The organism is Paractinoplanes brasiliensis (assembly GCF_004362215.1).
Taxonomy (GTDB): Bacteria; Actinomycetota; Actinomycetes; order Mycobacteriales; family Micromonosporaceae; genus Actinoplanes; species Actinoplanes brasiliensis.
Genome location: NZ_SNWR01000001.1, coordinates 4,823,717 through 4,839,126, shown reverse-complemented (window position 1 = coordinate 4,839,126; position 15,410 = coordinate 4,823,717). Strand labels below are relative to the sequence as shown.

Sequence of the window (15,410 nt, the reverse complement as noted above, 5' to 3'; positions counted from 1 at the left end):
ATCGGACCGTGAGCGCCGGAGAACCGCCCGCCCCCATCCCAGGCGCCCGCCTTCTGTTCTCGATCGATCCCGGCGTGTCCTATCTCAACCACGGCTCGTTCGGCGCGGTGCCGATCGGGGTGCAGCGCGCCCAGCAGCGCCTGCGTGACGAGATCGAGTCGAACCCGCTGCGCTTCTTCACCCAGGGCCTGAGTGACCGGGTGGTCCACACCCGCCGGCACATCGCCGCTTTTCTGGGTGCGGATCCCGAGGGCAGCGCCCTGGTGGCCAACGCGACCACAGGCGCTTCGATCGTGCTGAACTCGGTGCGGCTGGAGTCGGCCGACGAGGTGCTGCTCACCGACCACAGCTACGGCGCGGTGGCCATCGCCGCCCGTCGCCGTTGCCGCCGGGCCGGCGCGACCGTGCGGACCGTCGCGCTGCCGCTGGCCGCCTCCGACGCCGAGGTGGTCAGCCGGATCCGCACGGCGCTACGTCCGGGCCGCACCAAGTTGCTGATCATCGACCAGTTGTCGTCGGCCACCGCCATGACCTTCCCCGTACGCGCGATCACTGCCGCCGCCCACGAGCACGACATCCCCGTGCTGGTCGACGCGGCGCACGTGCCCGGCATGCTGCCCGTCGACGTCGACTCGATCAAGGCCGATTTCTGGGTCGGCAACCTGCACAAGTGGGCCTTCGCCCCGCGCGGCACGGCCCTGCTCTCGGTCGCCCAGCAGTGGCGTCGCAGAATCGAGCCGCCGGTGGTCTCGTGGGATCAGGAGCTGGGCTACCCGCAGTCGGTGGAGCATCAGGGCACGCTCGATCTCACGCCCTGGCTGGCCGCCCCGACCGGTCTGTTCACGCTGCGCACGCTGGGCTGGGACACCGTACGGGGGCACAACGCGGCCCTCGCCGCGTACGGTCAGCGGGTTGTCGGCGCGGCCCTGGGCGCACGTGAGCTGCCCGAGCCGGGCGACAACGAGGTGTCGATGCGGATCGTGCCGCTCCCCGCCGGCCTGGCCAGCACCCCGCCCGAGGCGCAGGCGCTGCGCACGCACATAGCCGACAAGCTGGCCGTGGAGACCGCCGTGAACGCGTGGGGCGGCCGCGGCCTGCTGCGTCTGAGCGCGCAGGTCTACAACCGGCCCGAGGAGTACGACCGGCTGGCCGAGCGGCTGCCCGAGCTGCTGCACGACTACCGCCGCTGAGGAGTGGGCAGCAGCCGCACCCGGCCCAGGCCGAGCAGCGCGAGCGGGTCGAGATAGAGCGACCCGCGGCGCAGGCCCCAGTGCAGACAGGCCGCGGCTTCGCAGCCCGGATGCCCGGCCTCGAGCCGCCCGATCGGGTCGCCCCGGGCCACCACGTCACCCACGGAGACGGAGGCGGTCACCGGCTCGTACGTGGTGCGCAGCCCGCTCGTGTGCGCGACGCTGACCACCCCACGCCCGGCGACCGGGCCCGCGAACAGGACCGTGCCGGGGCCGGCTGAACGCACCACCGCCAGCGGCGGGGCGGCAAGGTCGACCCCGCGATGCCCGGCCAGCCAGGGCTGCGCGGGCGGATCGAACGGGCGGGTGACGGCGGGCGGCGCGACGGGCCACCCGAACAGAAGAGCGGCGAGCAAGGACGGCAGCAGAACCATGCCGAGCAATCTGCCGCATCAGGACCGCCGAGAACGGTCCTGTGGATAAAGGCCGGGACGGCCCTGTGGACAAACTCAGCTGCCGCCGAAGCCAGGCTCGTCGGGAAGCGAGATGTCCGGCTTCTCCAGCTCCTCGACGTTCACATCCTTGAACGTCATGACGCGTACGTTCTTCACGAACCGAGCCGGCCGATACATGTCCCACACCCAGGCGTCGTGCATCTCGACCTCGAAATACACCTCGCCGTCCGAGTTACGCACGTGCAGGTCGACCTGATTGGCCAGGTAGAACCGGCGTTCCGTCTCCACCACGTAGGAGAACTGGCGGACGATGTCGCGGTACTCCCGGTAGAGCTGCAGCTCCATCTCGGTCTCGTACTTCTCGAGATCCTCTGCGCTCATCGCTCCTCGCCCTCCATGGCCTCATCTTCCCCCATCGACGGCGACGTCTGAGGCTGGTCGCCCGACGCCACGCCGACGGTACTCCCAGGGGTCGCCGGAAGCACGAGGGACGCGGTGTCGGATGCATCAAAGAGTACTGGCTGGGCCTGGGCCTGCACGGGGCGGCGGGCCCGCGGCGGGCGGTTGCCGCGTCCGGAGGCGGCGGCCACGTTCACGTACGAGAAGCGGTGCTCAGCGCAAGGCCCGTGCTGCTTGAGCGCGGCGCTGTGCTCGTCGGTGATGTAGCCCTTGTGCACGGCGAACCCGTACGCCGGGAACTGGTCGTCCATCTCCACCATGATGCGGTCCCGGGTGACCTTGGCCAAGACGCTGGCCGCGGCCACGCAGGCCGCCACCCGGTCGCCTTTCCACACCGCGAGGCCGGGGACGCCCAGCCCGTCGACCGGGAAACCGTCGGTCAGCACGTATTCCGGGGTGGTGGTCAGCGACGCGAGCGCCCGGCGCATGGCGGCCAGGTTGCAGACGTGCAGGCCGCGGGCGTCGACCTCGGTGGCCGGCACGATCACCACCGACCAGGCCAGCGCCCGCTGGACGACCTGCTCGTAGACGCGTTCGCGGGCGGCGGGGGTGAGCAGCTTGGAATCGGCCAGCTCGTCGATCTCGCCACGCTTGCCCTCGGGCAGCAGGGCGGCAGCGGCGACGAGCGGACCGGCGCAAGCGCCCCGGCCGGCCTCGTCGGCGCCGGCCACGTGCCGGAAGCCTCGGCGCTGCAGGGCGCGCTCGAGCGCGTAGAGCCCGCCCTCGCGGCGGACCACTGTGCGGGGAGGAGCGAGCATCAGGGAAGCCGCCGCAACATCTCGGGAAGCTCGACCGGGTAGATCAACTCGGGGCTGGCCTCGATCTCGTCGGCGGACCACCAGCGGTGGGCGGTGATGGTCGCCTTCTCCTCGGCGTCCATGCCGCTGGTGTCGACCTGCCAGCCGGGCACACGCAGCACGAAGATGTCCTGTTCCTGACGATAGTCACGCGAGTCGTAGCTGAACTCGACGACGTGGTGCCAGAACGGCTCGCCCAGGTCGGTCGGTTCGATCTTCAGGCCGACTTCCTCGAAGAGTTCACGGGCGGCGCCCTCGGCGGGCGTCTCGTCGCTTTCCAGACCCCCGCCCGGGGTGAACCACCAACTCGTGTCGGGCCGGGCCGGGTCGCCGCCGCAGAGCAGCAGGGCCCGCCCGGCCGAGTCGACGAGCAGCACGCGGGCGGCGCGGCGTTCGACTACGGTCACGCGGTCAAGCCTATTGCGCCGGAGGTGGATCTTACGAGCGGGTGTTACTTGGGATCGGGGATCGCGCTGAAACCGTCCGGCACCGAGAGCCACGTGGCCCGTCCGACCGGCCAGAACACGGTGAACGCCCGGCCGACGACCGAGTCCTCGGGGATCGTCGCCTCCATGACGTTCTCATTGCTGTCCTGGAAGTGCTCCAGCGAGTCGCCCGAAGCGGAACGGTGGTCGCCCATCACCCAGAGCCGGTCGGCCGGCACGGTGACCTCGAACTTGGCGTCGGCGGGCGGGTCCTGCTCGCCGCCCTCGTCGGTGAAGATGTACGGCTCGTCGAGCGCCACGCCATTGATCTTGAGCTTGCCGGTGCCGTCGGCCGGGTCGTATGAGATCTGGTCGCCCGGGACGCCGATGATGCGCTTGATGAAGTCCTCGCCCTCGGCGCCCGACTGCCACTGCGACGGCGCCTCGAAGACGATGATCTCGCCGCGGCGGGGCTCACGGAAGTCGTAGACCAGCTTGTTGACGAGCACCCGGTCGAGCACGTTGAGCGTGTGCTCCATGGACGGCGACGGGATGTAGAACGTCTGCAGCACGAAAGCGCGCACCAGCACGGCGACCAGAACAGCCACGCCCAGCAGGATCGGTAGCTCGCGCCAGAAGGAACTCTTGCGCTTCTCGGTCTGCTCCTCAATCACGAGGGGAGCCTACGTCGCCGGGTCACGAACGGCAGTCCGGAACGCGCGGATAACGCCGCACTTAACAGAAACGGCAGGGCGAAAACCTCGGTCACGGGGTCCCCCTTCCGCACCGGCTCGAGTTCCGGGGCGGCCGCGGTGGGATGGTCGGCGGCGTACGCCTTCCACACGTCGGGCACGGACAGGCTGGTGAACCGGTTGCTCGGCCAGACGATGACGAATGCCCGCCCGATGATGTTGCTGATCGGCACCGGCCCCTGGCAGCGCGCGTCCTGCGATACCTGCCGGTGGTCGCCCATGACGAACATCTCACCTGCCGGGACGATCACCTCGGTGAACCGCCGGCTGGTGCACTGGTTCGGGTTGGGCGGCTGGTTGAGGTCGGAGTTGAAACCGTCCGCGATGTACGGCTCGTCGATGCCCACGCCGTTGACGGTGATCCGCCCCTTGGCGTCGCAGCAGGCAACCTTGTCGCCCGGCAGGCCGATCACCCGTTTGATGAAGTCACGTTCCCCCGGCCGGCTGACCCCGACGAGGTCGCCGATGGTGCGGCCGAGCTTGGCCGCGAAGGTGTTGCTGACCGGCTCGGAGACCTCGGGCGTCCAGTTCTCGTCGCCGCGGAAGACCACGATCTCACCCCGTACGGGGTCACGCATGTCATAGATGACCTTGTTGACCAGCACCCGGTCCTTGACCAGCAGCGTGTTCTCCATCGACCCGCTGGGGATGTAGAACGCCTGCACCAGGAACGTGCGGATCAGGACGGCCAGGCAGAAGGCGACCACCAGCAGCAACGGCAGTTCCTGCCAGAGTGGCATCTCCTTGCGGCGGACCAGGCCACGACGCCGCCGAGAAGCCGGGCCGTAGCCCTCCATCGGTTCCACGCTTTGCATCTCCCGCCGCCGACCGGCCGAACCACCCCGGATACAGCACTACCGCCCGAGTATTTCCCCTCGCGGGGTCTTACGGGCGGTAGTGCTGGAAGGGTTCACACTGATCCCATCCGGCACACGGCAAGAGTAGTGCGCGCGCGCTCGGATCGATGACGATCAGACGGTCTGCTTCTCCCGAAGCTCCTTGATCTTGGCCTTCTTGCCCCGGAGCTCACGCAGGTAGTAGAGCTTGGCGCGGCGGACGTCACCGCGGCTCACGACCTCGATCTTGTCGATCGCCGGGCTGTTGAGCGGGTAGGTCCGCTCGACACCGACACCGAAGCTGATCTTGCGAACCTTGAAGGTCTCACGGAGACCGGCACCCTGACGGCCGATCACGACGCCCTGGAAGACCTGGACGCGGGAACGGTTGCCTTCGACGACCCGGGCGTGCACCTTGAGGGTGTCACCGGCGCGGAAGGAGGGAATGTCGGTGCGCTGCGACTGGGCGTCGAGAGCGTCCAGCGTGTTCATCGCTGCATCCTCGTCGTACTCAAAGGCGCATCGGGAGTTCGATGCGCGCATGTGGGTGATTCTGATCTTCCCTGACCTCAGAAGATCCTCGACTCCACCCCGCGGCGCGAAGCGAAGTCGGCAACCTCCCTACTTTGCCACACCGGGAGGCGTGATCTGAAATCCGCCCTCGTCGAGGGTCTTCCTATCCGCTTTGTCCAAATGCTCGGGCGGGTACGCCGCCATCATGTCCGGCCGCCGCCCGGCGGTCCGCAGCAGACTCTGATCGCGCCGCCACCGGGCGATCCGCCCGTGATCCCCGGAGCGCAGGATGTCGGGGACGTCCCGCCCGCGCCACGAGGCCGGCTTGGTGTAGACGGGCGCCTCGAGCAGCCCGGCCGCATGCGACTCCTCGGTCAGCGAGTCCGCGTTGCCCAGCACCCCGGGCAGCAGCCGGGTGATCGCCTCCATGATCACGATGACCGCGACCTCGCCGCCGAACAGCACGTAATCCCCGAGCGAGACCTCGCGTACGGGCATCCGGGACGCGGCGTCGTCGATCACCCGCTGGTCGATGCCCTCGTACCGGCCACAGGCGAAAATCAAATGATCAAGACCGGCCAGCTCGTACGCGTCGGCCTGGGTGAACGGCTTGCCCACCGGCGACGGCACGACGAGCGTTCCGGCGCCGACCGCGTCCAGCGCCTGCCCCCACGGCTCCGGCCGCATCACCATGCCCGGCCCACCGCCGTACGGGGTGTCGTCGACGGTCCGATGCACGTCGGACGTCCAGGTGCGCAGATCGTGCACGTTCAGGTCGAGGAGCCCGGTCGCCCGCGCCTTGCCGATCAGCGACAGCTCGAGGGGGGCGAAATAGTCCGGGAAGATCGAGATGATGTCGACACGCACTAGAGATCCAGCAGCCCCTCGGGCAGATCCACCACGATCTTGCCCCCGGCCACGTCGACGGCCGGCACGATCGCGGTCACGAAGGGGATCAGCGCCGTGCCGCCGGCGGCCTTCTTCAGGACGATCAGGTCGGACGAGGGTGCGTGCTCGATGCGCAGCACGGAACCGTGCACCGTGCCGTCGGCCGACTCGACCCGCAGCCCGACCAGCTGATGGTCGTGGAACTCGTCCGGGTCGTCCGGCGGCGTCAGCTCGGAGCTGTCGACCTGCAGGAAGACGCCGCGCAGTTCCTCGGCGACGTTCCGGTCGTAGATGTTCTCGAACAGCGCGATGCCGCGGCCCTGATGCCAGCGGATCGCCTCGAGCGTGAGCTGTTTCGGCACCTCGAACCGGACCCCCGCAGCGGCCGCCGGGCCGGTGCTCACGCGGCGGTCCCTGGGGACCTCCGTCACGAACACCGACCCGGGGACGAAACGTTCTTCCGGTTCGTCGGTCCGCACGACCACCGAGACCTCGCCCCGGATGCCGTGCGGCTTACCGATCTGACCGACGATCAGGAGCACTCAAACTTCCTTTGCAGTACGGCGAAGCCGTTTCGGAAGCTCAGTCAGTAGGCGTCGACGATGTCCACGCGGATGCCGCGCCCACCGATCGACCCGATGACCTGCCTCAGGGCCTTGGCCGTGCGACCGCCGCGCCCGATGACCGTACCGAGGTCCTCGGGGTGCACTCGCACCTCGAGCCGCTTGCCGCGACGCGAGTCGACCAGCCGGACCCGGACGTCGTCCGGGTTGTCGACGATGCCCTTGACGAGGTGCTCCAGCGCCGGCCGGAGCGCCCCGTCAGCTCGCGTCGGCGCCGGCACCGGCCGGGTCCTCTGCGGTCTCGGCGACAGCCTCGCGGTTCGGCTCGGCCGGGTCGGCAGCCTTGGTCTGCGCCGGCTTGGCCTCGGCGGCCTCCGGAGCAGCGGCGACCTTCTTGGCCGGCTTGGTGCTCTTGGCCGGGGTGTCGGCCACGCCGGCGGCCGACTTGGCCTCGGCCTCGTAGATCTCGGTGCGGGACTGCTTGGTCTCCTTGACCAGCAGCGGCGGCGGAGCCGGCAGGCCCTTGAACTGCTGCCAGTCGCCGGTCTTCTCGAGGATGCGCTGGACGGCCTCGCTCGGCTGCGCGCCGACCGAGAGCCAGTACTGCACACGCTCGGACTTCACCTGGATGACCGAGGGGTGTTCCTTCGGCTGGTAGATGCCGACGTACTCGATGGCGCGACCGTCGCGCTTGGTGCGCGAGTCGGCGACAACGATGCGGTACTGCGGGTTGCGGATCTTGCCCATCCGCAGGAGCCGGATCTTAACGGCCACGGTTCTCTTCGCTCCTGAATGACTGCGTGGTGAGGGAAGGCACTCCCGTGGGGACAGGAACGCCTGCATCTCGAGGACTGGCAACGCAGAGGAGTTAGAGGGCGCCTCAAGCGAGCCGAATACCAGAGGCCATTCTGCCAGACGATAGGCGGGGTCTCCCAATCGGCCCTGGAAAAGCCGCGATAAAGGGCAAGGCAGACCAAAGTCAAGATCAAAAGGCAGAGGTCGTAGCGGGGTGGTGGGTGCAGACCGTCGCTCCCGCCGAGGTCGCTTCGCTCCGATCTGCGTGAATGGTTACGCTAACAAGATCAAGATCGGGCTGCGACCGGGCGGTCCCAGCCGGGCGGGAGTTCGGAGGGGGTGATCCAGGACGGGTCGGGCTGGAAATCCGTCCAGGTGCCGTCGAAGGGGAAGTCGGCGGCCTCGATCATCTTGATGACGCGGAAGCCCTCGGTCCAGACCGCCTGCTCGTCGGGGACCCAGTAGAGATCAGGGTGCGCGAGGCGCTCGGAGAACTCGTCCTCGTCCTTCCACTGCCAGGCGAGGCGGCCGGTGGACGGGTCGGGGGTGGCGACGATGTCGAGGTCCTGATCGATCACGTCGATGCCGGCGATCGTGCCGTCGTCCCAGCGGACCGCGGACTCCTCCAGGTTGACGTAGTAACGCGTGAAGGCGCCCTCATCCGTACGGAAAAGCCACACCGAATGGTCGGCACCCGTAGGGAAGAAGCGCAGCACGCCCGGCCCCTGCCAGGTGGTGAGCTGCGGTGTCACCGGAGTCACGCCCCACTCGGCGAACGGCATGTCACGTGGGCCCCGGCCGTCGGCCGAACGCTCGACAGCGACGACCGAGCCGCGGGCCAGCCAGAGCAGCAGCCCGCGGTCGTCGTCGGAAACCACCCGCGAAGGGTGCACGAACGCGATCCGGCCGTGGTGCGTGTCCCGGTGCAGGACGAGCCGGCCGGGCTCGAAGCGCATCAGTACGAACGGGCCAGGTAGGCGACCAGGCCGGGCTCCTCGTCGGAGTCGGGCATCTCGCCGTCGGGGCGGGTCAGGCAGCGGACCGTGACGGCCTTGCCGTTCGCGACCTTTTCCCCCTCTTCGCCCACGGCCGACCACGGCACCCGGGCCCAGCCGGTCTGCGCCGCCTCGATCGCCTCGTCCAGGGTCTTGACCTCGACCGTGTTCGCGGCGCGGAACGCCAGCGCCTCGTCGTACAGGCGCTGCTGGTCGGCCTTGAGGGCGCTGGTCACCGCGCCGGTCACGTCGGCGAGCGGGGTCGGCGTCTTCGAGCCGTCGACGCGGCGCGCGATCGTGACGCTGCCGTTGGCCAGGTCACGCGGACCGACCTCGATACGGATCGGGATGCCCTGCAGCTCGGCGTCGACGGCGCGGCGGCCGAACGGGATGTCGGCCCGGTCGTCGAGCTTCACCCGTACACCCGCGGCCTTGAGCTCGTCGCGGAGCTTGCCCGCCGCCTCGGCGACACCCTCGCCCGCCTTGACGACCATGACCTGCACCTGGATCGGCGCGAGGCGCGGCGGCAGGCGCAGTCCGTTGTCGTCGCCGTGCACCATGATCAGGCCGCCCATCATGCGGGTGGAGGTGCCCCACGACGTCGTCCAGGCGTGCTCGACCTTGCCCTCCTTCGACGAGTACGTGATGTCGAAGGCCTTGGCGAAGTTCTGCCCCAGCTCGTGCGACGTGCCCATCTGCAGCGCCTTGGTGTCGCCCATCATGGCCTCGACGGTCATGGTGTTGGTGGCGCCGGCGAAGCGCTCGCCGCGGGTCTTGCGGCCCGGCACGACCGGGATGGCCAGCAGTTCCTCCATGAACGCCTGGTAGACGCTCTTGTGGATGTTGCGGGCGTGGTCACGCGCGTCGGCCTCGGTGGCGTGCGCGTCGTGCCCCTCCTGCCACAGGAACTCGGTGGTGCGCAGGAACGTACGCGGGCGCAGCTCCCACCGGACGACGTTGGCCCACTGGTTGAGCAGCAGCGGCAGGTCACGGTACGAGTCGACCCACTTGGCCATGAACTCACCGATCACGGTCTCGCTGGTGGGGCGCACGACCAAGGGCTCGGCCAGCTGCTTGCCACCGGCGTGGGTGACCACGGCCAGCTCGGGCGAGAACCCCTCGACGTGGTCGGCCTCGCGGCGCAGATAGCTCTCGGGGATGAACAGCGGGAAGTAGGCGTTCTGCACGCCGGCTTCCTTGATGCGCAGATCCATGTCGGCCTGCATGCGCTCCCAGATGGCCCAGCCGGTCGGCCGGATCACCATCGTGCCGCGCACCGGGCCGTTGTCGGCGAGCTGCGCCTTGGCGATCAGATCCTGATACCAGCGGGGGAAGTCTTCCGCACGGGGAGTGAGCACACGGGCCATGAGGCGACATCCTAGTCGCGTCCGTGCGCAACCCTGCGGGAGGGCATGTCGTGTCCTGGGTGGAAGGGGGCGGTGGGATGACGACGACGGAAGACTTCGACAGCTTCTACCGGGACACGTCCCGGCGCCTGGCCAGATACGCGTACGGGCTGACCGGCGACCCGGGCGACGCCCAGGATCTCGTGCAGGAGGCGTACGCGCGGGCCTGGCAGCGCTGGCGCCGGCTGGCCGACTACGAGGACCGGGAGGCCTGGTTACGGCTCGTGGTCAACCGGCTCGCGACCGACCGGTGGCGGCGCCTCGGCATACGCCGGGCCCGCGCCGCCGCCGAACCGCCCCCGTCACCCACGCCGCCGCCCTCGGAGAACACGGTGCTGCTGATCCGCGCGATGCGCACATTGCCGATGGCGCACCGCCGCGCCCTGGCCCTGCACTACTTGCTCGACCGCTCGGTGGCCGAGATCGCCCACGAGACCGGCTCCTCGGTCGGCACGGTCAAGTCGTGGCTGTCCCGCGGCCGGGCCGGGCTCGCAGCCGTGCTCGACGAGGACACACCGGCTCTGGCCGGCAACGGGCGCTCGCACGAGGCCACGAACGGAGCCGACGATGCCCACTGACCTCGACGACATCTTCGCCTCGGTGAACCGAGAGGCCGACCTGATCCCGCTCAGCACCGCCGCCCAGGCCCGCGCGCGGGGTCGCCGACGCACCCGCAACGGCCTCCTGGCGGCCGCCGCGGCCGTCTGTGTCGTGCTCGCCGGGGTCGGGGTGGCGGCCAACCCCGACCGGCGGGCCGACAAGAAGACCGTCGCGCCCACGCCGTCCCCGTCCGTCTCCACCGCCGTCGCCGTCGGCCCGTTGCCGCAGGTGGGCAGGCCGATCGCCTTCGGCCGTACGGTCAACGAAACGCACCCGGTGATCGTGAAGAGCCGCGTCTACACAGCATGGAAGGCCGGCACCGAGATCTCGGTGGTTGCGGCCGACCTGCGCACGGGCGACGTCGTCTGGCGGGTCGACGGGTTCGAGGCCGGGGCGGACCTGGGCGCCTCGGTGACCGCTACGGACGACGCGGTGCTGGTCAGCGCGGGCGGCATTCAGACCTGGGTCCTCGACCCGGCCGACGGCAACCGGATGTGGGAATTCACGAGCAGCGACCTGGGCGAGTGGATGATTCACGAGCGGGCGTTCGTCCAGCGGAACGACGCGACGGGCCGGGTCGACGCCTACGACCTGCGGACCGGCCGGAAACTGTGGTCGATCAGCCCGAGCAGCGACAAGGTCGACCGGATCATCGGCATGCGCCTCGTCGGGCAGGAGCTGCTCAGGACCGCGCTCACGGACGACCGGCTGGTGACAGTACGCCGCTCCGGCCAGGTGCAGGTGCGCGACATCGTCAGCGGTGTGGTGCTGCGGACGACGACACCCACCTCGCCTCCCTCCGGCGGCAACACCCTGATCGCGTACGACGGAAAGCTCTTCGACGGTGGGGCGGGGTGCTGTGACACCGACCCGTACCGGGTGGTCGTCACCGATCTGAGCACCGGCGCCTCAAAGAAGATCTTCAGGGGGGAGCTCGGGCACACGACCGGCAGCATGGACGTCTGCGGTCCGTGGGTCTGCCTGATCGATCAGGAGAGCTCCACCAAGTCCTGGGTGAAGGCGGTCGACGCGGCGCGGGGCGGGACGATCTGGTCCGTTTCCGGGCCGGTCGACGGCACCTCCCTCACCGCGAACGGCACCGACATGCTGGTGGGCGGAGACGGCGTGACCAGGCTGATCGACGGGAACGGGCGCGAGGTGTTCCGAACCCCGGAGGGGGAGGTCGAGTGGCTGGACGGCGGATACCTGGTGGTCATGCCGCCGACGACCGGGGGCACCGTGTCGGTCGTGAATACCGCCTACGGCACGGTCAGCCGGCTCGGCACCCTGCCCTCGCGGACCGCCACGTGCGCGCACAGCCCCGACCGTCTCGTCTGCCCGACCCCAACCAGCCTGCGCATCTATCAGCTCAAACGATGACCTTGCCCCGGAGCACGATCCGGCTCGGCGCGCGGACCACTCGCAGGTCCGCGCGCGGGTCGGTCTCGTAGACAACCAGGTCGGCCAGCCCGCCCTCGACCAGACCCGGGAAGCCCAGCCACTCCCGGGCCCGCCAGGAGGCACTGGCCAGGATCTCCTCGGCGGGCAGCCCCGCCTCCTGCAGGATCAGCATCTCCTCGGCGACCAGCCCGTGCCGGATCCCACCGCCGGCGTCGGTGCCCACATAGATCGGCACCCCGGCCTCGTACGCGGCCCGGACGACCGCCGGGAACCGTTCCTGCAGCGCGACCATGTGGTCGGCGTACGTGTCGAACTTGCCCCGGGCCCGGTCGGCGATTCCCCCGAAGGTCCGAATGTTGATCATCGTCGGGACCAGCGCCGTGCCCCGCCGGGCCATCTCGTCGATCAGGTCGAGCGACAGCCCTGTGCCGTGCTCGACCGAGTCGACACCGGCCCGCACCATGATCTCCACGCCCTCCTCGGAGAACGTGTGCACGGCGGCCCGCGCTCCGGCCGCGTGCGCCGCCTCGACGGCCGCCGCCATGGTTGCCGCGTCCCACGAGGGCGCCAGGTCACCGGCGTCCCGCGAGATCCAGTCGCCGACCAGCTTCACCCACCCGTTGCCGGCCTTGGCCTGCTCGGTGACCGCGGCCCGCACGTCGGCCTCACCCTCGACCTCGACGCCCACATCACGCAGGTATCGCCGCGGGGCCGCCACATGCCGCCCGGCCCTTGCCAGCCGGGGCATGCCCTCCTCGTCCTCGAGCTCCGGATAGGGGTAGGGCGACCCCGCGTCCCGGAGGGCCAGCACCCCCGCGTCGCGATCGGTCGCCGCCAGCTCGCGCGCCTGATCGAGGCTGGTGATCGGCTTGGCCCCGAACGCGATCCCGAGGTGACAGTGCGCGTCCACCAGCCCCGGCACGACGAACCCACCGTCACTGATCGTCTCGGCACCCCGTACGGGCTCGTAGGTGACCGTGTCCCCCACCAGCCAGAGGTCCTTGACTTCCCCGTCCGGCAGAACCGCCCCACGCACATGCAACGCCATAGAACAGTCCTACCCGACGGCGAGCTCAGATTTCTGGCGGGGCGTCACCGAGGAGCATCCGCCGCCGGACGTCGAGCGCGGGCAGATCGATCGTCAGCGAAAAGGGCACGTCGGTCTCGAAGACCTGATGGGTCTCCGTCACCAGCGAATACTGCCCGTCCGAGTCGAGCCGGAACACGGCAAGCACGATGCCCCTCGCATGAAACGGATCCAGCACCCAGTAGTTCGGGAGGCCCGCTTTCGCAAGCGTCCGCGGCTTGGAGTGCAGATCGCGAATGGTCGAGTCGGGCGAGATCACCTCGATGGCCAAGACCGCCGCCTCAATGGGCACGGGACTGACGCTGACCAGCTTCCTGTCAATCACGACCACGTCCGGACGCGGCTCATTGCGGGCATCGATCCGCAATGAGAGGTCCGTAACGACCATGAGATCCGGCGGGCACGCAGCTTCGAGGGCGAGTAGCAGACGGACACCGAGGTCTTGATGGAGCGGGGTCGGAGACGGCGACACAACGAGCCTTCCGTCGATCAACTCGTAACGAAGATCCTTCGGAAGGCTCGCCAGGTCGTCGACGGTCCAGTCCTGCTTTTCATCCAGCAGGCTCGGCAGCTGTAGGGCCGCAGTCATCGGGACCTCCTCAGGGGGTGTCACGAGACTACTGTACTCATGTCTAGGTCGCCAATCCGTGTGTCAGCGCTTGTCGTCGTCCTTCTTCTGCTGCTTCATGAGCTTGTTGAAGTCGAGGTTGGGCAGGTTGAAGCCGCCCCCCGCGCCCCCCAGGGCGTTGGGGTCGAGGCCGGGCGGGAGCTGGGGCATACCGCCCGGGAAGCCCGCCGGAAGGCCGCCACCGCCGCCGCCCGTACGGGGGCGGTTGTTGCCCTTGGTGCCTTTGCGCTTGTTCTTGGGGCTCTTCGTGGCCTTGCGCCGCCCGCCGCCGGGCAGGCCCATCATGCCGCTCATCTGCTTCATCATCTTTTGCGCGTCGGCGAAGCGGTTGAGCAGCTGGTTGACGTCCATGACGGTGACGCCGGAACCGTTGGCGATGCGGGCGCGGCGCGAGCCGTTGAGGATCTTGGGGTTGGTGCGTTCCTGCGGGGTCATCGAGCGGATGATCGCCGTGACCCGGTCGAAGTGGCTGTCGTCGAGCTCGGCCAGCTGGTCCTTCATCTGGCCCATGCCCGGCATCATGCCCAGGATGTTGGCGATCGGGCCCATCCGCCGCACGGCGATGAGCTGGTCGAGGAAGTCTTCCAGGGTGAAGGTCTCGCCGGCCAGGAGCTTGCCGGTCATCTTCTCCTTCTGATCCTCGTCGAAGGCCTGTTCGGCCTGCTCGATGAGGGTCAGCACATCGCCCATGCCGAGGATGCGGCTGGCCATGCGGTCGGGGTGGAAGAGGTCGAAGTCCTCGAGTTTCTCACCGGTCGACGCGAAGAGGATGGGCTCGCCGGTGACGTGCCGGACGGAGAGCGCGGCGCCACCGCGGGCGTCGCCGTCGAGCTTGGAGAGCACCACGCCGGTGACGCCGACACCGTCGCGGAAGGCCTCGGCGGTCTGCACCGCGTCCTGGCCGACCATGGCGTCGATGACGAACAGGACCTCGTCGGGGTCGACGGCGTCGCGGATGTCGCGCGCCTGCTGCATCATCTCTTCGTCGATGCCGAGACGACCGGCGGTGTCGACGATGACGATGTCCTTGGCGGTGCGCTTGGCGACCTCGATCGAGTCCTTCGCGACCTTGACCGGGTCGCCGACGCCGCTGCCGGGCTCGGGGGCGTAGACGTCGACGCCCGCCCGGCCGCCGACCACCTGCAGCTGGTTGACCGCGTTGGGACGCTGCAGGTCGGCCGCGACCAGCAGCGGCTGGTGGCCCTGACCCTTGAGCCAGCGGGACAGCTTGCCGGCCAGGGTCGTCTTACCGGCGCCCTGCAGACCGGCCAGCATGATCACCGTGGGCGGCTGCTTGGCGAACTGCAACCGCCGCCCCTCGCCGCCGAGGATGTTGATGAGCTCCTCGTGAACGATCTTGATGATCTGCTGCGCCGGGTTGAGCGCCTGGGAGACCTCGGCCCCCCGGGCGCGCTCCTTGACGTTGAAGATGAAGGCCTTGACCACGGGCAGCGCGACGTCGGCCTCGAGCAGCGCGAGACGGATCTCGCGCGCGGTGGCGTCGATGTCGGCGTCGGTGAGCTTGCCCTTGCCCCGGAGCTTGGTGAAGATGCCGGAGAGGCGGTCACTCAAAGTGTCAAACACAGCGAGACTTCCCAGTGGTCAAGTGAGCGGCGACCA

19 protein-coding genes are annotated in these 15,410 nt (G+C 69.2%); 3 read left to right on the top strand and 16 right to left on the bottom strand.

Annotated elements, in window-relative coordinates:
• Positions 1 to 8: 8 nt before the first annotated feature.
• Entirely contained in the window at positions 9 to 1,190 is a 1,182-nt protein-coding gene (locus C8E87_RS21995) for an aminotransferase class V-fold PLP-dependent enzyme (RefSeq protein WP_133874845.1), read from the top strand.
• On the opposite strand, the gene C8E87_RS21990 is transcribed toward C8E87_RS21995, so the two are convergent.
• The 13 genes from C8E87_RS21990 to proS all read right to left on the bottom strand — a co-directional run bounded on the left by C8E87_RS21990 (position 1,178) and on the right by proS (position 10,035).
• Positions 1,178 to 1,624, bottom strand: coding sequence for a murein hydrolase activator EnvC family protein (locus C8E87_RS21990; RefSeq protein ID WP_133874844.1), 447 nt, complete (start codon positions 1,622 to 1,624; stop codon positions 1,178 to 1,180). The genes C8E87_RS21995 and C8E87_RS21990 overlap by 13 nt on opposite strands.
• Positions 1,625 to 1,699: 75 nt before the next feature.
• Entirely contained in the window at positions 1,700 to 2,026 is a 327-nt protein-coding gene (locus tag C8E87_RS21985) for a DUF2469 domain-containing protein (RefSeq protein WP_133874843.1), read from the bottom strand.
• Complete coding sequence (locus C8E87_RS21980) at positions 2,023 to 2,862, bottom strand: ribonuclease HII (RefSeq protein WP_133874842.1); 840 nt, start codon at positions 2,860 to 2,862, stop codon at positions 2,023 to 2,025. The genes C8E87_RS21985 and C8E87_RS21980 overlap by 4 nt, the downstream gene beginning before the upstream one ends.
• A complete protein-coding gene (locus C8E87_RS21975; protein ID WP_133874841.1) occupies positions 2,862 to 3,308 on the bottom strand; it encodes an NUDIX hydrolase in 447 nt (148 codons plus the stop codon). The genes C8E87_RS21980 and C8E87_RS21975 overlap by 1 nt, the downstream gene beginning before the upstream one ends.
• Before the next feature lie 44 nt (positions 3,309 to 3,352).
• A complete protein-coding gene (lepB, locus tag C8E87_RS21970; protein ID WP_133874840.1) occupies positions 3,353 to 4,000 on the bottom strand; it encodes a signal peptidase I in 648 nt (215 codons plus the stop codon).
• Complete coding sequence (gene lepB / locus C8E87_RS21965) at positions 3,997 to 4,893, bottom strand: signal peptidase I (protein WP_133874839.1); 897 nt, start codon at positions 4,891 to 4,893, stop codon at positions 3,997 to 3,999. Before lepB (C8E87_RS21965) ends, lepB (C8E87_RS21970) begins: the two co-directional genes overlap by 4 nt.
• A gap of 156 nt (positions 4,894 to 5,049) precedes the next feature.
• Positions 5,050 to 5,406 carry a 50S ribosomal protein L19 gene (gene rplS, locus C8E87_RS21960; RefSeq protein ID WP_133874838.1) on the bottom strand — a complete coding sequence of 119 codons (357 nt, stop codon included), beginning with the start codon at positions 5,404 to 5,406 and terminating at the stop codon, positions 5,050 to 5,052.
• Positions 5,407 to 5,535: 129 nt separating this feature from the next.
• Positions 5,536 to 6,294 (bottom strand): tRNA (guanosine(37)-N1)-methyltransferase TrmD, encoded by a 759-nt coding sequence (gene trmD / locus C8E87_RS21955; RefSeq protein ID WP_133874837.1) that lies wholly within the window; start codon positions 6,292 to 6,294, stop codon positions 5,536 to 5,538.
• Complete coding sequence (gene rimM, locus C8E87_RS21950) at positions 6,294 to 6,857, bottom strand: ribosome maturation factor RimM (RefSeq protein WP_133874836.1); 564 nt, start codon at positions 6,855 to 6,857, stop codon at positions 6,294 to 6,296. The genes trmD and rimM overlap by 1 nt, the downstream gene beginning before the upstream one ends.
• A 44-nt stretch (positions 6,858 to 6,901) precedes the next feature.
• The gene (locus C8E87_RS21945) at positions 6,902 to 7,159 is read right to left on the bottom strand and encodes an RNA-binding protein (RefSeq protein WP_014447131.1); all 258 of its coding nucleotides are present in this window, start codon (positions 7,157 to 7,159) and stop codon (positions 6,902 to 6,904) included.
• Positions 7,137 to 7,652 (bottom strand): 30S ribosomal protein S16, encoded by a 516-nt coding sequence (gene rpsP / locus C8E87_RS21940; protein WP_133874835.1) that lies wholly within the window; start codon positions 7,650 to 7,652, stop codon positions 7,137 to 7,139. The genes C8E87_RS21945 and rpsP overlap by 23 nt, the downstream gene beginning before the upstream one ends.
• 308 nt (positions 7,653 to 7,960) lie before the next feature.
• A complete protein-coding gene (locus C8E87_RS21935) occupies positions 7,961 to 8,629 on the bottom strand; it encodes a ribonuclease FAU-1 family protein (protein ID WP_133874834.1) in 669 nt (222 codons plus the stop codon).
• Positions 8,629 to 10,035: a proline--tRNA ligase gene (gene proS / locus C8E87_RS21930; protein ID WP_133874833.1), complete on the bottom strand. Its 1,407-nt coding sequence runs from the start codon at positions 10,033 to 10,035 to the stop codon at positions 8,629 to 8,631. The genes C8E87_RS21935 and proS overlap by 1 nt, the downstream gene beginning before the upstream one ends.
• Before the next feature lie 77 nt (positions 10,036 to 10,112).
• On the opposite strand from proS, the gene C8E87_RS21925 reads away from it, so the two are divergent.
• On the top strand, positions 10,113 to 10,652 hold the full coding sequence (locus tag C8E87_RS21925) for a SigE family RNA polymerase sigma factor (protein ID WP_133874832.1): 540 nt from the start codon (positions 10,113 to 10,115) through the stop codon (positions 10,650 to 10,652).
• Positions 10,642 to 12,054 (top strand): outer membrane protein assembly factor BamB family protein, encoded by a 1,413-nt coding sequence (locus C8E87_RS21920; protein WP_133874831.1) that lies wholly within the window; start codon positions 10,642 to 10,644, stop codon positions 12,052 to 12,054. Before C8E87_RS21925 ends, C8E87_RS21920 begins: the two co-directional genes overlap by 11 nt.
• On the opposite strand, the gene C8E87_RS21915 is transcribed toward C8E87_RS21920, so the two are convergent.
• From C8E87_RS21915 to ffh, 3 genes are all read right to left on the bottom strand, one after another.
• On the bottom strand, positions 12,044 to 13,123 hold the full coding sequence (locus C8E87_RS21915) for an amidohydrolase family protein (protein WP_133874830.1): 1,080 nt from the start codon (positions 13,121 to 13,123) through the stop codon (positions 12,044 to 12,046). The genes C8E87_RS21920 and C8E87_RS21915 overlap by 11 nt on opposite strands.
• Before the next feature lie 25 nt (positions 13,124 to 13,148).
• Positions 13,149 to 13,751 (bottom strand): Uma2 family endonuclease, encoded by a 603-nt coding sequence (locus C8E87_RS21910; protein ID WP_133874829.1) that lies wholly within the window; start codon positions 13,749 to 13,751, stop codon positions 13,149 to 13,151.
• Between the two features lie 63 nt (positions 13,752 to 13,814).
• The gene (ffh, locus tag C8E87_RS21905) at positions 13,815 to 15,374 is read right to left on the bottom strand and encodes a signal recognition particle protein (RefSeq protein WP_133874828.1); all 1,560 of its coding nucleotides are present in this window, start codon (positions 15,372 to 15,374) and stop codon (positions 13,815 to 13,817) included.
• Positions 15,375 to 15,410: the final 36 nt, after the last annotated feature.